10 protein-coding genes and 2 pseudogenes are annotated in these 13,112 nt (G+C 67.5%); 11 read left to right on the top strand and 1 reads right to left on the bottom strand.

From position 1 onward, the window contains the following. Nucleotides 1-20: 20 nt before the first annotated feature. The 11 genes and pseudogenes from C7401_RS42585 to C7401_RS42535 all read left to right on the top strand — a co-directional run bounded on the left by C7401_RS42585 (nucleotide 21) and on the right by C7401_RS42535 (nucleotide 12,879). The gene (locus C7401_RS42585; RefSeq protein ID WP_181565828.1) at nucleotides 21-1,244 is read left to right on the top strand and encodes an arginine deiminase; all 1,224 of its coding nucleotides are present in this window, start codon (nucleotides 21-23) and stop codon (nucleotides 1,242-1,244) included. Nucleotides 1,245-1,275: 31 nt separating this feature from the next. Further along, a complete protein-coding gene (locus C7401_RS42580) occupies nucleotides 1,276-2,277 on the top strand; it encodes an ornithine carbamoyltransferase (RefSeq protein ID WP_112178065.1) in 1,002 nt (333 codons plus the stop codon). A 10-nt stretch (nucleotides 2,278-2,287) separates the two neighbouring features. Beyond that, a complete protein-coding gene (locus tag C7401_RS42575; RefSeq protein WP_112178064.1) occupies nucleotides 2,288-3,241 on the top strand; it encodes a carbamate kinase in 954 nt (317 codons plus the stop codon). A gap of 28 nt (nucleotides 3,242-3,269) precedes the next feature. Beyond that, entirely contained in the window at nucleotides 3,270-4,037 is a 768-nt protein-coding gene (locus C7401_RS42570; protein WP_112178063.1) for a Crp/Fnr family transcriptional regulator, read from the top strand. Nucleotides 4,038-4,209: 172 nt separating this feature from the next. Next, entirely contained in the window at nucleotides 4,210-5,190 is a 981-nt protein-coding gene (locus C7401_RS42565; RefSeq protein WP_112178062.1) for an HlyD family secretion protein, read from the top strand. A gap of 3 nt (nucleotides 5,191-5,193) precedes the next feature. Continuing rightward, nucleotides 5,194-7,992, top strand: a complete 2,799-nt coding sequence (gene rbbA / locus C7401_RS42560; RefSeq protein ID WP_112178061.1) for a ribosome-associated ATPase/putative transporter RbbA — start codon at nucleotides 5,194-5,196, stop codon at nucleotides 7,990-7,992. A 3-nt stretch (nucleotides 7,993-7,995) separates the two neighbouring features. Further along, nucleotides 7,996-9,123 (top strand): ABC transporter permease, encoded by a 1,128-nt coding sequence (locus tag C7401_RS42555; protein WP_112178060.1) that lies wholly within the window; start codon nucleotides 7,996-7,998, stop codon nucleotides 9,121-9,123. Nucleotides 9,124-9,129: 6 nt separating this feature from the next. Then, a complete protein-coding gene (locus tag C7401_RS42550; protein ID WP_181565827.1) occupies nucleotides 9,130-10,605 on the top strand; it encodes a TolC family protein in 1,476 nt (491 codons plus the stop codon). A gap of 122 nt (nucleotides 10,606-10,727) precedes the next feature. Beyond that, nucleotides 10,728-11,126: pseudogene (locus C7401_RS42545) on the top strand (NAD(P)/FAD-dependent oxidoreductase); the annotation flags it as partial. A 73-nt stretch (nucleotides 11,127-11,199) separates the two neighbouring features. Continuing rightward, nucleotides 11,200-11,949 carry an electron transfer flavoprotein subunit beta/FixA family protein gene (locus C7401_RS42540; RefSeq protein WP_112178058.1) on the top strand — a complete coding sequence of 250 codons (750 nt, stop codon included), beginning with the start codon at nucleotides 11,200-11,202 and terminating at the stop codon, nucleotides 11,947-11,949. Then, nucleotides 11,950-12,879, top strand: a complete 930-nt coding sequence (locus tag C7401_RS42535) for an electron transfer flavoprotein subunit alpha/FixB family protein (protein ID WP_112178057.1) — start codon at nucleotides 11,950-11,952, stop codon at nucleotides 12,877-12,879. 50 nt (nucleotides 12,880-12,929) lie between these two features. On the opposite strand, the pseudogene C7401_RS45275 reads toward C7401_RS42535, so the two are convergent. Further along, nucleotides 12,930-13,112 (bottom strand): annotated as a pseudogene (locus C7401_RS45275) (hypothetical protein); the annotation flags it as partial.

The raw sequence follows: 13,112 nt of genomic DNA, 5'->3' as shown, positions 1-13,112 counted from the left end.
CTCGCACAGGAGAACTGATCATGCCTTTCGGCGTTCATTCGGAAGCCGGCAAGCTGCGCACCGTGATGGTGTGCGCGCCCGGCCTCGCGCATCGCCGGCTCACGCCCGGCAACTGCGGCGCGCTGCTGTTCGACGACGTGATCTGGGTCGACCGGGCCATCGAAGATCATCATGCCTTCGTGCGCGTGCTGCGCGAACGCGACGTCGACGTGCTCGAATTCCATCATCTGCTCGCCGAAGTCTGCCTCGACCCGAACGCGCGCGACTGGATTCTCGACCGCCGCATCACCGAGGAGGAAGTCGGCACGGGCATGCTGCGCGAACTGCGGCTCTGGCTGGAGTCGTTGCCCGCACAACGTCTTGCCGACGCGCTGATCGGCGGCGTGGCGAAATCCGAGCTGCCGTTCGACGCGCGGGGGCTGTTCGGCGGCTATCTCGAACGCTCCGACTTCGTGATCCCGCCGCTCGTCAACCTGATCTTCCAGCGCGACACGAGCGCGTGGATCTACGGCGGCGTCACGCTGAACCCGATGTTCTGGCCCGCGCGCCGCAAGGAAACGCTGCTGCTCGCGGCGGTCTACGGGTTCCATCCGCGCTTCGCGGGCAAGGTGCGCACGTGGTGGGGCGACCCCGAGCGCGATCACGGCGCGCAAACGCTCGAAGGCGGCGACGTCATGCCGATCGGCAACGGCGTCGTGCTGATCGGCATGGGCGAGCGCTCCAGCCCGCAGGCGGTCACCCAGGTCGCGCGCGCACTGTTCGCGGGCCATGGCGCGAAGCGTGTGATCGCCTGCCAGATGCCCAAGGCGCGGGCGAACATGCATCTCGACACGGTGTTCTCGTTCCTCGACGCCGATTTCGTGAGCATCTATCCGGGCATAGCGGACGAGATCCGCTGCACGAGCCTCTACGCCGGCGACGCGCTCGGCCAGATCCGCTACGAGCGCCACGACGGCAAGTTCCTCGAAGTCGTGGCGAATGCGCTCGGCGTGGGTTCGCTGCGCGTGCTGACCACGGGCGGCGACAGCTATGAAAGCGAGCGCGAGCAATGGGACGACGGCAACAACGTGCTGGCGCTCGATCGCCGCGTGGTGCTCGCCTACGACCGCAACACGTGGACGAACCGCAAGATGCGCCAGGCCGGCATCGAAGTCATCGAGATCCCGGGCGGCGAACTCGGGCGCGGGCGCGGCGGCAGCCATTGCCTCAGTTGCCCGATCGAGCGCGACCCCATCGCCCTCTGAGCCGCGCACTCCTTCACGAAAAACTGTCACCATGTTCAACGTACACAATCGCAGCTACCTGACGCTCATCGACTACACGCCGCGCCAGATCCGCTATCTGCTCGACCTCTCCCGCGACCTCAAGCGCGCCCGCTATGCGGGCACCGAAACGCCCCGCCTCACGGGCAAGAACATCGCGCTGATCTTCGAAAAGACCTCGACGCGCACGCGTTGCGCCTTCGAAGTGGCGGCACACGACCAGGGCGCGCACGTCACCTACATCGACCCGACCGGCTCGCAGATCGGCCACAAGGAGTCGATGAAGGACACCGCGCGCGTGCTGGGCCGCATGTACGACGCGATCGAGTATCGCGGCTACGCCCAGGAAGTCGTCGAGGAACTGGCAAAGTATGCGGGCGTGCCCGTCTACAACGGCCTCACCGACGAGTTTCACCCGACGCAAATGCTCGCCGACATGCTGACGATGAGCGAGCACAGCGACAAGCCGCTCCACGACATCGCGTACTGCTATATCGGCGACGCGCGCAACAACACGGGCAATTCGCTGCTGACCGTGGGCGCGAAGCTCGGCATGGACGTGCGGCTGTGCGCGCCGCGCAACCTCTGGCCGCGCGACGACCTGATCGCGCAATGCCGCGAGATCGCCGCGAAAACGGGCGCGCGCCTGACGCTCACCGACGAGCCCGGCGAGGCGGTCAAGGGCGCGGACTTCGTCTATACCGACGTGTGGGTGTCGATGGGCGAGCCGCCGGAAAAGTGGGGCGAGCGCATCGACGCGCTGCTGCCTTACCAGGTGAATGCCGCGCTGCTCGCGAAAACCGGCAATCCGCGCACGAAGTTCATGCACTGCCTGCCCGCGTTTCACGACTCGCATACCGAAGTCGGCAAAGAACTCGCCGAGCGCTACGGGCTGCATGATGGCGTGGAAGTGACCGACGAGGTGTTCGAGTCGGAGGCATCGATCGTGTTCGAACAGGCCGAGAACCGTCTGCATACGATCAAGGCCGTGCTGGTCGCGACGCTTGCGCTCTGAGGGGAACGGCATGCGCATCGTGGTCGCCCTTGGGGGCAATGCGCTGCTCAGGCGCGGCGAGGCGATGACGCCGCAGACGCAGCGCCGCAACGTGCGCGACGCGGCGGCGCAGCTCGCTCGCGTCGCGCCGGGCAACGAACTCGTGATCGTGCACGGCAACGGCCCGCAGGTCGGGCTGCTGGCCGCGCTCGGCGCAAGCGCGCCGCCGGCGCAGCGCTTTTCGCTCGACGTGCTCGACGCGCAGACCGAAGGCATGATCGGCTATCTGATCGAACTCGAACTGCGCAACCAGATGCACGAGTCGCGCGCGTGCGCGACCCTGCTGACGATGGTCGAAGTGGACCGCGCCGACGCCGCGTTCGCGCGGCCGGACAAGCCCGTTGGCGCGATACTCACGCGTGACGAGGCGAGCGCCGCCGCGCAGGCGCACGGCTGGAGCGTCGCCGCGGACGGCAACGGTTTTCGGCGCGTGGTGCCGAGCCCCGCGCCGCAGCGGTTTCTCCAGCTCGATGCGGTGCGGGCGCTGCTCGCGCAAGGTTCGATCGTGATCTGCGCAGGCGGCGGCGGGGTGCCCGTGGTCCGCGCGCCGGGCGGACAATATGATGGCGTGGAGGCCGTGGTCGACAAGGATCGCAGCGCGGCGCTGCTGGCCCGCGCGATCGAAGCGGATCTGTTCGTGATCGCGACGGACGTGGACGGCGTTTATCTGGACTGGGGCACGCCGCACGTGCGCCGCGTGCGCCGCGCGCATCCGGACGCGCTCGCGGCGTACGATTTCGCGGCCGGGTCCATGGGACCGAAGGTCGAGGCCGCCAGCGATTTCGCGCGCAGCACCGGCCGGCGCGCGTCGATCGGCGCGCTGGCGGACATCGCACGCCTCGCCGCGGGCACGGCGGGAACATCGGTGCAGACAGGCGAGCCTGGCATCGTGGACGACGCAACCGGCGTGCCGCGCGCCGGATGAGAACAAGCAAAAGAGAAAGAGGCAGGTCATGAATGTGTTCGACAAGAAAATCGCGGAGCAAAACGATGCCCAGACGCCGGTGGCGCCCCCGTCTCGCTACCGGCCGTCCATTTATGCGGCGCCGTTCCAGAAGGGCGGGGACGGCGCGGCGGTCGAGTTGCTCTCCGCCGCGGACCAGGACGCGCTGATGGCCATTTCGCAACTCGTGAGCGTGCGCCGCAACGCGATGCTGTACGCCGAGGGCGGCGAGGCAAAGTTCGTCTACAACGTGATCAGCGGCGTCGCCAAGACGTTTCAGTTGCAGCCGAACGGCGACCGCCACGTCACGGCGTTTCTGTTTCCGCGCGATCTGCTCGGGCTCAGCGTCGACGGCCAGTATGTCGCGACCGCGCAGGCGCTCACTCCCCTGCTTGCGTACCAGATTCCCGTCAAGGCATTAGAGGCGATACTCGAACGCGATCCGCGCCTGAACATCGGCTTGTTGTGCAAACTATGTCATGAGCTGCGCTCGTCGCAGAGTCATGCCATTACCGTCTCAAAGCAGCATGCCAGCGCGCGGCTCGCGGGCTTCCTGTTGTGGGTCGAGCACGTGAGCGCGCAATCCGGCGGCGGCACGAGCGAATTCACGCTGCCGATGGGCCGTCGCGACATGGCCGACTATCTCGGGTTGACCATCGAAACGGTGAGCCGTGCGCTCAACGCGCTCGAAGCGGAAGGCGCGATTCTGCGCAGAGGTCCGCGCGCCATCGAACTCCTCGACGGCGGCAAGCTGCGCGAGGCGGCGGGGCTGGTTTAACAAGGCGGCGGGCGATCGACCGCACACCGAATGGCTCGCCATGCCTCTCGCGCCCTCTTGTGCCCTTCTGTGCCCTCTCGCCGGCCATTCGCGCGCCATCAAATCGGTGGCCAGCGTATATTCATGGCGCGAATGTCATGGGGCACATTCAACACGCTACGCAGGGTAGTTGATGAACAAGAAGCTTGGCTGGACGCTCGCGGCAGTCGCGATCGTTGCGGCGATCGGCGCGGCCGTCGTCTGGCAGCGCAACCAGGGGCGCGGTCTGCCGGATAACGTTGCGCACGCAAACGGTCGGCTCGAACTCGCGCGCGTCGATGTGGCGGTGAAGTACGGCGGCCGTATCGTCGATCTGCCGGTGCACGAGGGCGACATGCTCGCAGCGGGCGACGTCGTCGCCCGTCAGGACAACGACGAGTTGCGCGCCCAGCTCGACGCGGCGAAGGCCGCCCGCGAACGCGCGGCGGGCGCCGCCACCCGCGCCGCCGCACAGCTTGACGCAAGCGGCGCGCAGGTGCGCCTCGCGCAGCTCGAATCTTCGCAGGCAACCAAACTATTGGACGCCGCGCAGATTTCGCCGGTCGAACGTGATCGACGCCGCCTCGCGCTGGAAGGCGCGCAGGCGGGCGAAAGCGCCGCGCGCGCGGCGCGCGCCGAAGCGCAGTCCGCCATAGCGGAAGCCGATGCCCAGATCGCGCGGCTGCAAGCCGTGCTCAACGACACGACCGTGCGCGCGCCGCTCGCGGGGCGCGTCGAATATCGCGTGGTCGAGGTCGGCACGGTGCTCCCGGCCGGCGGCCGCGTGGTGTCGATGCTCAACCCCGACGACATCTACTTCACGATTTTTCTGCCCGGCCCGCAGGCGGGCAAGCTCGCCATCGGCGCGGACGCCCGCATCGTGCTCGACGCGTTCCCTCGCGAGCCCATTGCCGCGCGCATCGGCTATGTGTCGGACGACGCGCAGTTCACGCCCAAGTATGTCGAAACCGATAGTGAGCGAGCGAAGCTCATGTACCGCGTGAAGCTCCAGTTGCCGCTCGACGTCGCGCGCAAGCTGGCCTCGCGCCTGAAAGGCGGCATGACGGGCGAAGGCTACGTGCGCGTCGATCCGTCGCGCCCGTGGCCCGAGGCGCTCGCCGTACGCGGGAGCTAGGCGATGGCGCCTGGAGACGAAGCCACGGGGCTTCGTAAGGATGGCGAAGCGATTCGCATTGCCGGTGTCTCGCACCAGTACGGTGCGACGCGCGCGCTCGACGGCGTCTCGCTGGTCCTGCCCGCGCGCACGACGATCGGCCTGATCGGCCCGGACGGCGTGGGCAAATCGACGCTGCTCGGTCTCATCGCCGGAGTCAAGCGCGTGCAGCACGGCGAAGTGAGCGTGCTCGGCGCGGACCTGCGCGTGCGCGACGCGCGCGAGCGCGTGCTGCCGCGCATTGCGTTCATGCCGCAGGGGCTCGGGCGCAATCTCTATCCAACGTTGTCGGTCTACGAAAACGTCGACTTCTTCGCGCGGCTGTTCGGACTCGCCGAGGCCGAACGCGCCCGGCGCATCGCCCGGCTGCTCGACGCGACGGGCCTCGCACCCTTCCCCGACCGGCCCGCGGGCAAGCTTTCCGGCGGCATGAAGCAGAAGCTGGGCCTGTGCTGCGCGCTCGTGCACAACCCCGACCTCCTGATTCTCGACGAGCCGACCACGGGCGTCGACCCGCTGTCGCGCCGGCAGTTCTGGACCCTCGTCGACGACCTGCGGCGCGAGCACGCGGGCATGAGCGTGATCGTGGCGACGGCCTATATGGAGGAGGCCCAGCGCTTCGAGCATCTGGTCGCCATGGACGACGGCCGCGTGCTGGTGAGCGACAGCACCGAAGCGGTGCTGCGCCGCGCGGGGACGCCGAACCTCGAAGCCGCCTATGTCGCGCTCCTGCCGGAACAAAAGCGCGGGGACGCGGGCAAGCTGGTCATTGCGCCGCGCGAGCCCGTTGCGGGGCCGCCCGCGATCGAGGCCGTCGGGCTCACGCGGCGCTTCGGCTCGTTCGTCGCCGTCGATCACGTGAGCTTTCGCATCGAGCGCGCCGAAATCTTCGGCTTTCTCGGCTCGAACGGTTGCGGCAAGACGACCACGATGAAAATGCTGACCGGCCTGCTGGACGCGACCGAAGGCACGGCCACCTTGCTCGGCAAGCCCGTGAAGGCCACCGACATGAGCACGCGCATGAAAGTGGGCTACATGTCGCAGTCGTTCTCGCTGTACGAGGAATTGAGCGTGCGCCAGAACCTCGAACTGCACGCGAAGCTTTACCGCATGGAGGGCGAGCGCGCGAGGAGCGCGGTTGCACGCTCGCTTGAGGATTTCGAACTCGCGCCGTATGCGGACGACCGGCCGGCCAGCCTTTCGCTCGGCATCCGCCAGCGGCTGCAACTGGCCGCCGCCTGCCTGCACGGGCCGGAAGTGCTGATTCTCGACGAGCCCACTTCGGGCGTCGATCCCGGCGCGCGCGACATGTTCTGGCGGCATCTGGCCAGACTGTCGCGCGACGCGCACGTGACCATTTTCATCTCCACGCACTTCATGAACGAAGCCGCGCGCTGCGACCGCATTTCGTTCATGCATCGCGGGCGCGTGCTCGCGGTCGGCACGCCCGAGGCGCTGCGCGAAGCGCGCCACGCGGCGACGCTGGAAGACGCGTTCGTCGCCTGGCTCGAAGACGCGCAGCGCGATGAGGCGCAATCCGCCGGCACGGCGAAGGGCGCCGCTGCGGCAGCTCCCGATGCAGTGAAGGCGGCCAAAGCGCCCCGCCGCGCGTCCAGGATGGCCGGCGCGCTTGCCGCCGTGCCGCCGCTCGCGCGCATCTGGGCATTCGCGCGCCGCGAAACGCTCGAACTCGCGCGCGACCGGCTGCGGCTCGCGTTCGCGCTGCTCGGCCCGATCGTGCTGCTGCTCGCCGCCGCATGGAGCGTCTCGTTCGACGTGGACAACGTGCGCTTCGCCACGCTAGACCGCGACCGCACCGTGGCGAGCCGCGAACTGATCGAGCAGTTCGCGGGCTCTCACTATTTCGTGCCGTCCGGCGAGGCGCGCAGCGACGACGACGCGAGACGACTCTTGCAAGCCGCCGACGCGCAACTGGTGGTGGAAATTCCACCTGGCTTCGGCCGCGACCTGCTGGCCGGCCGCCGCCCGGAACTCGCCTTCTACGTGGACGGATCGAGCCCGTTTCCGGGCGCGACGATCGACACTTACGTGAACGCCGTGCTGCTGCGCTACGTGAGCACGCAGATGGCGCGCGCGCCCGTCGCCCAGCCCGCGCTGCCGATGAGCGTGGAAACCCGTTTCGTCTACAACGAAACGTTCCGCAGCATCTACGCCATCACGCCGGGCATCATCATGCTCGCGCTGATCCTGATTCCCACCATGCTGACCGCGCTCGGCGTCGTGCGGGAAAAGGAAATGGGCTCGATCACGAACCTCTATGCTTCGCCTGCGAGCGTAGGGGAGTATCTGCTCGGCAAGCAAATACCGTATGCGGCGCTCGCGATGCTGAGCTATCTGCTGCTCGTCGCGCTGACCGTGACGGTGCTGCGCGTGCCGCTCAAGGGCTCCTTCGTCGCGCTGTCCATCGGCGCGCTGCTGTTCGTTCTGGCGGCCACGGGGCTCGGCCTGCTCGTTTCGACGTTCGTGCGCTCGCAGGTCGCGGCGATCTTCGGCACGGCGATTCTCTGTCTCATTCCGTCCGTGAACTTCTCGGGGCTGCTCTACCCGGTTTCCACGCTCACCGGCACCAGCTACTGGGCCGGCGTTGGCTTTCCCTCGTCGTGGTTCCAGCTCGTGAGCCTCGGCAGCTTCACGAAAGGGCTGGGCATGGCGAGCTTCGGCACGATGTATGTCGCGCTGCTCGGCTTCGCGCTCGCCTACCTGTTCGGCGCGTGGTGCCTGCTGCCGAAGCAGGAGGCATAGGCGATGCTGCAATGGTTCAGAAACGTCGCCCGGCTCGCGCACAAGGAAATCTTCAGCCTGTTCGGCGACGCCACGCTGATGACGTTGATCGTGTTCGCCTTCACGTTCGCCGTGTACTCGGTGGCCAAAGGCATCAAGGCCGAAGTCTCGAATGCGTCGGTGGCCATCGTCGATGCCGACCATTCGGAGCTTTCGCGGCAACTGCGCGCAGCGATCCAGCCGCCCTACTTCAAGCCGCCCGTGGACGTCGAGCGGCGCGACATCGACGTGGCACTCGATCGCGGCACCTATATCTTCGCGATCGAGATTCCGCCGCGCTTCGAAGCCGACGTGCTCGCGGGCCGCGCGCCGAGCGTGCAGGTGCTCGTCGACGCCACGGCGATGACCCAGGCGGGGCTCGGCACCGCGTATCTCCAGCAAATCTTCGTCGCCGAAACGCTCGCGTTCCTGCGCGCGCGCAACGCGCAGGCGCAATTGCCCGCGCACGCGGTGGTGCATGTGCTGTTCAACCCGAACACCGAATCGTACTGGTTCACCTCCAGCATGCAGATCGTCGTGAACATCACGGTGCTCTCGATCATTCTCGTGGGCGCGGCCGTGATCCGCGAGCGCGAGCACGGCACGATCGAGCATCTGCTCGTGATGCCCGTGCGCGCGAGCGAAATTGCAGTGGCGAAGATTCTCGCGAATGGACTCGTCATTTTTGTCGTGTCGCTGCTCTCGCTCGTGCTCGTCGTCAATCTGTGGCTGCGCGTGCCGCTACAGGGCTCGCTCGGGCTGTTCGCGCTCAGCACCGCGCTCTACCTCTTTTCCGTCACGGCGCTCGGCATGTGGCTCGCCACGCTCGCGCCCGCCATGCCCCAGTTCGGCCTGCTCGCGGTGCCGACCTACGCGGTCGCGTATCTGCTCTCGGGCGCGGCCACGCCGGTGCAAAGCATGCCGGTCGCGATGCAACCGTTCGTGAAGCTGCTGCCGACCACCCAGTTCGTGTCGTTGACCCAGGCCATCCTGTTTCGGGGCGCGGGCCTCGACATCGTGTGGCCGCAGCTCGCGGGCGTGAGCGCTGCGGGCGCCCTTTTTCTGCTGCTCGCGCTCGCGCGCTTTCGCTCCATGCTCGCGCAACAAGGCTGACCCGCGATGATCCGTCCACGTTATCCCTCGCCCCCTTCCATGACGCTGCGCGCCGGCGCCCTGTGCCTCGCGGCCGCGCTTGCGGGCTGCACCTCGCTCGTCAAGGTAGACGTGCCGCCGCAGCGCGACGTTCCCGCCGCTTTCACGCAAGTGCCTGCCGCGCATGACGCCTGCGCCGATCTCACGAGCTGGTGGCGAACGTGGCAAGACCCCGAGTTGAGCGCGTATGTCGAAGCCGCCCTGCACGCGAACGACGACCTGCGCACGGCGCAGGCGCGTGTGCGCGAGGCGCGCGCGATCGCGGCGATGGCCGATTCGGCGCGCTACCCGTCGCTCGCCGCGCAGGCGGGGGCCGCGCACGGATTCGGCAATCTGCGCGATCCGTCCAGCGCTCCCGACGATACGCCGGACCTCGATGCCTGGGCGGGCGGCGTGAGCGCGATCTGGGAGGTGGACGTGTTCGGCCGCCGTGCGAGCGACGCCGAAGCCGCTTTAGCGATGGCCGACGCGGCGCAGGAGCAGTTGCGCGGGGCGCGCATCGCGATCGCCGGGGAAGTCGCGCAAAATTATCTCGCCGCGCGCGGGCTGCAACGGCGGCTCGCGGTGCTCGATCGCAGTCTCGACACGCTGCGCGCATTGCGAAACTACGCCGGTGCGCGCTTCGCGGCCGGGCAGGCGACGCGCTACGACCTGGGCCGCGTGGACGACCAGATCGCCCGCCAGGAGGCACAGCGGCCGCTCCTCGTGAGCGAGATCGCCGTGCGCGAACGGCGTCTTGCGGTGCTCACGGGACGCGCCGCGCAGGACGCCACGCCGCTCGGCACGCCCGGTGCGCTGGAAGTCCCGCCCGTGCCCGCGGGCGAGGTGCCGTCTTCCGTGCTCGAACGCCGTCCCGACGTGCGGGCGAGCGCGGCGCTCGTGCGCGCGCAGGCGGCGCGGCTCGGCAGCGCGAAGGCCGATCTCTTTCCGCGCTTCTACCTCACGTTCATCGGGCTCGACGGCCATATCCATCTCGACGGCCTGCCGGGCTTGTCGGGCGCCGGGGGACTCATCGGCGTGGGCGCGGATCTGCCGATCTTCAATGCGGGACGCCTGCGCGCCAACGTCGCCGCGAACGATGCGCGCTTGCAGGCGGCGCTCGCGCAGCATGACAAGGCGCTGCTTCAAACGCTCGAAGAAGTGGATGACGCGTACGGGCTGCGCCACGGCTTCGACGCGCGCAGCGCGCGGCTCGACGCGTCGCTCGACCTCGCGCGGCGCAATGCGCAGAGCGCGCGGCAGTTGTACGAAGGCGGACAGCGCACGCTCGACGACGTGCTCAATGCGCGTATCGACGCGTTGCAGCGCGAGGACGCGCTGGCGCAGGCGCAAACCGACGCTGCGCTCGCCACGGTGAAGCTGTATCTCGCACTGGGCGGCGGCTGGACGGCAGGCGACGATGCCACCGCCACCGCGACGGGCGGGGCTAATGCGGTTGATTGATCGCAGATCCGCTTTTGCTAATCATCGCTCTTGCTTATATTGCGCAGCGCGATCGATGTAGCGTTCAGACTGTGTTCACGACTTGTCCAACGAAGGAAGGCGACGCCGCCAAATACGCGTTCCAGATGCTCGTGAGCGAAGGCATTGTCGGCGAAAAGCTCTCTACCGCTGAAACCGGGCAAGGCGATATTCCGATGGACTATGTCGTCGAAGTCGGCGCGCAGGTCGCCGAGCGTTTCCCCGCATACGAAACCGCGGGCATCGCTTCGTCATGGACCGGCGTGTACGACGTCACGCCCGACTGGAACCTCGTGCTCGGCACCTTGCCGGGCATCGAAGGACTCGTGGTCGGCTACGGCTTCTCGGGCCACGGCTTCAAGCTCTCGCCCACGGTGGGGCGCGTGCTCGCGCAAGCGGCGCTCGGCCTGCCCACGGACGTCTCGCTCAAACCTTATTCGATCGAGCGCTTCGAAACCGGCGCATTGCTGACCGGCAAATATGGTCTCGGCGCGGTGTCCTGAGGACGCGACTCCGACCGGACCCGTGAGCACCGCAAGCGCGCAACCGAATGTTTGAATTAGAGGAACTGATTAAATGAAAGTGATTACCGCCGTCAAGCGCGTCGTCGATTACAACGTGAAGGTGCGCGTGAAATCCGATCAGTCGGGCGTCGATATCGGCAATGTGAAGATGTCGATGAATCCGTTCGACGAAATCGCCACCGAAGCCGCCACGCGCCTGAAAGAAGCGGGCAAGGCCACCGAGGTCGTGGCCGTTTCGTGCGGCGTCGCGCAAAGCCAGGAAACCCTGCGCACCGCGCTCGCCATCGGTGCGGACCGAGGCATTCTGGTCGAGACCGACGCCGAACTCCAGCCGCTTGCCGTCGCGAAGCTGCTCAAGGCCGTCGTCGAAAAGGAACAACCGCAACTCGTGATTCTCGGCAAGCAGGCCATCGACGACGACGCAGGCCAGACCGGCCAGTTGCTCGCCGCCCTGCTCGACTGGCCCCAGGCCACGTTCGCGAGCCACATCGAGATCGAGGGTTCGACAGCCACCGTCACGCGCGAAGTGGACGGCGGCCTCGAAGTGATCGCGCTCTCGCTGCCCGCCATCGTCACGACCGATCTGCGCCTGAACGAGCCGCGCTACGTCACGCTGCCGAACATCATGAAGGCGAAGAAGAAACCCATCGACACCGTCACGCCCGCCGCGCTGGGCGTGGACCCGGCGCCACGGCTCAAGACGCTCAAGGTGGTCGAGCCCGCCGCGCGCAAGGCCGGTGTGATCGTGCCGGACGTCGCGGCGCTCGTCGACAAACTCAAGAACGAAGCGAAGGTGATTTAAATGACGACTCTCGTTATTGCCGAACACGACAACGTCCAACTGAAGATCAGCACGCTGCACACGATCGGCGCGGCCCGACAACTCGCCAACGGCGTGCACGTGCTGGTCGCGGGCAACGGCGCGCAGGCGGTTGCACAAGCCGCGAGCAAGGTCGCGGGCGTGGACAAGGTGATTCATGTGGACGCCGCGCACCTCGCCGACGCGCTCGCGGAAAACGTCGCCGCTCAAGTCGTGGCGCTCGCGCGCGACTATTCACACGTGCTGTTCCCCGCGACCGCCGCCGGCAAGAATGTCGCGCCGCGCGTGGCCGCGAAACTCGACTCGGCGCAGATCTCGGACATCGTCGCGATCGACAGCGCCGACACGTTCCAGCGCCCGATCTACGCGGGCAACGCGATCGCCACCGTGCAAAGCGCCGATGCCATCATAGTCGCGACCGTGCGCACCACCGCGTTCGACGCCGCGGCGGCAACGGGTGGCGGCGGCGAGATCGTGTCCGCGCCCGCCGTTGCCGATACGGGTCTGTCGAAGTTCATTCGCCGCGAGATCGCGACGAGCCATCGCCCCGATCTAACCGCCGCGCGCGTGGTGGTGTCCGGTGGACGCGGGCTCGGCAGCGCGGACAACTTCACGCTGCTCGACCCGCTCGCGGAAAAGCTCGGCGCGGCGATCGGCGCTTCGCGTGCGGCCGTCGATTCCGGCTTCGCTGCCAACGATTTGCAGGTCGGACAGACCGGCAAGATCGTTGCGCCCGAACTTTATGTGGCCGTGGGCATCTCCGGCGCGATTCAGCACCTTGCGGGCATGAAGGACTCGAAGGTCATCGTTGCCGTTAACAAGGATGCCGATGCACCGATCTTCGGCGTGGCTGATTATGGCCTCGTGGGCGATCTGTTCGAGGCGGTGCCGGAACTTGTGAAGGCGCTGTAAGCGCTGGCACAGAGTGCGGCGGCGTGACGGATCAAACCGTCGCAGACGTATTAGATAATATGCGGAAACAGCGCCACTGCCGCCTTCACCGCGCGCTTGCGACGGCGGCGCAATGTGAGCGGCGCGCGCGGAATATCGAGCCACGTGCGCGCCGCAAGCCGCACCGCGCGATCGAACGATTCATCTTCCACGGTGCAGCGCCCGTCGATGGTGATCTGCCAGCCGTCGCGCGT

It is taken from the genome of Paraburkholderia unamae (genome assembly GCF_003268775.1).
Lineage (GTDB): Bacteria > Pseudomonadota > Gammaproteobacteria > Burkholderiales > Burkholderiaceae > Paraburkholderia > Paraburkholderia unamae.
The sequence above is the reverse complement of the archived record's forward strand: the minus strand, read 5'-3'. Positions and strand labels throughout refer to the sequence as shown.

What these genes read in the sequence shown, in the direction of transcription:
- C7401_RS42585 (WP_181565828.1), top strand. Translation starts at nt 21, where the DNA reads ATGCCTTTCGGCGTTCATTCGGAAGCCGGCAAGCTGCGCACCGTGATG.
- C7401_RS42580 (WP_112178065.1), top strand. Translation starts at nt 1,276, where the DNA reads ATGTTCAACGTACACAATCGCAGCTACCTGACGCTCATCGACTACACG.
- C7401_RS42575 (WP_112178064.1), top strand. Translation starts at nt 2,288, where the DNA reads ATGCGCATCGTGGTCGCCCTTGGGGGCAATGCGCTGCTCAGGCGCGGC.
- C7401_RS42570 (WP_112178063.1), top strand. Translation starts at nt 3,270, where the DNA reads ATGAATGTGTTCGACAAGAAAATCGCGGAGCAAAACGATGCCCAGACG.
- C7401_RS42565 (WP_112178062.1), top strand. Translation starts at nt 4,210, where the DNA reads ATGAACAAGAAGCTTGGCTGGACGCTCGCGGCAGTCGCGATCGTTGCG.
- rbbA (WP_112178061.1), top strand. Translation starts at nt 5,194, where the DNA reads ATGGCGCCTGGAGACGAAGCCACGGGGCTTCGTAAGGATGGCGAAGCG.
- C7401_RS42555 (WP_112178060.1), top strand. Translation starts at nt 7,996, where the DNA reads ATGCTGCAATGGTTCAGAAACGTCGCCCGGCTCGCGCACAAGGAAATC.
- C7401_RS42550 (WP_181565827.1), top strand. Translation starts at nt 9,130, where the DNA reads ATGATCCGTCCACGTTATCCCTCGCCCCCTTCCATGACGCTGCGCGCC.
- C7401_RS42540 (WP_112178058.1), top strand. Translation starts at nt 11,200, where the DNA reads ATGAAAGTGATTACCGCCGTCAAGCGCGTCGTCGATTACAACGTGAAG.
- C7401_RS42535 (WP_112178057.1), top strand. Translation starts at nt 11,950, where the DNA reads ATGACGACTCTCGTTATTGCCGAACACGACAACGTCCAACTGAAGATC.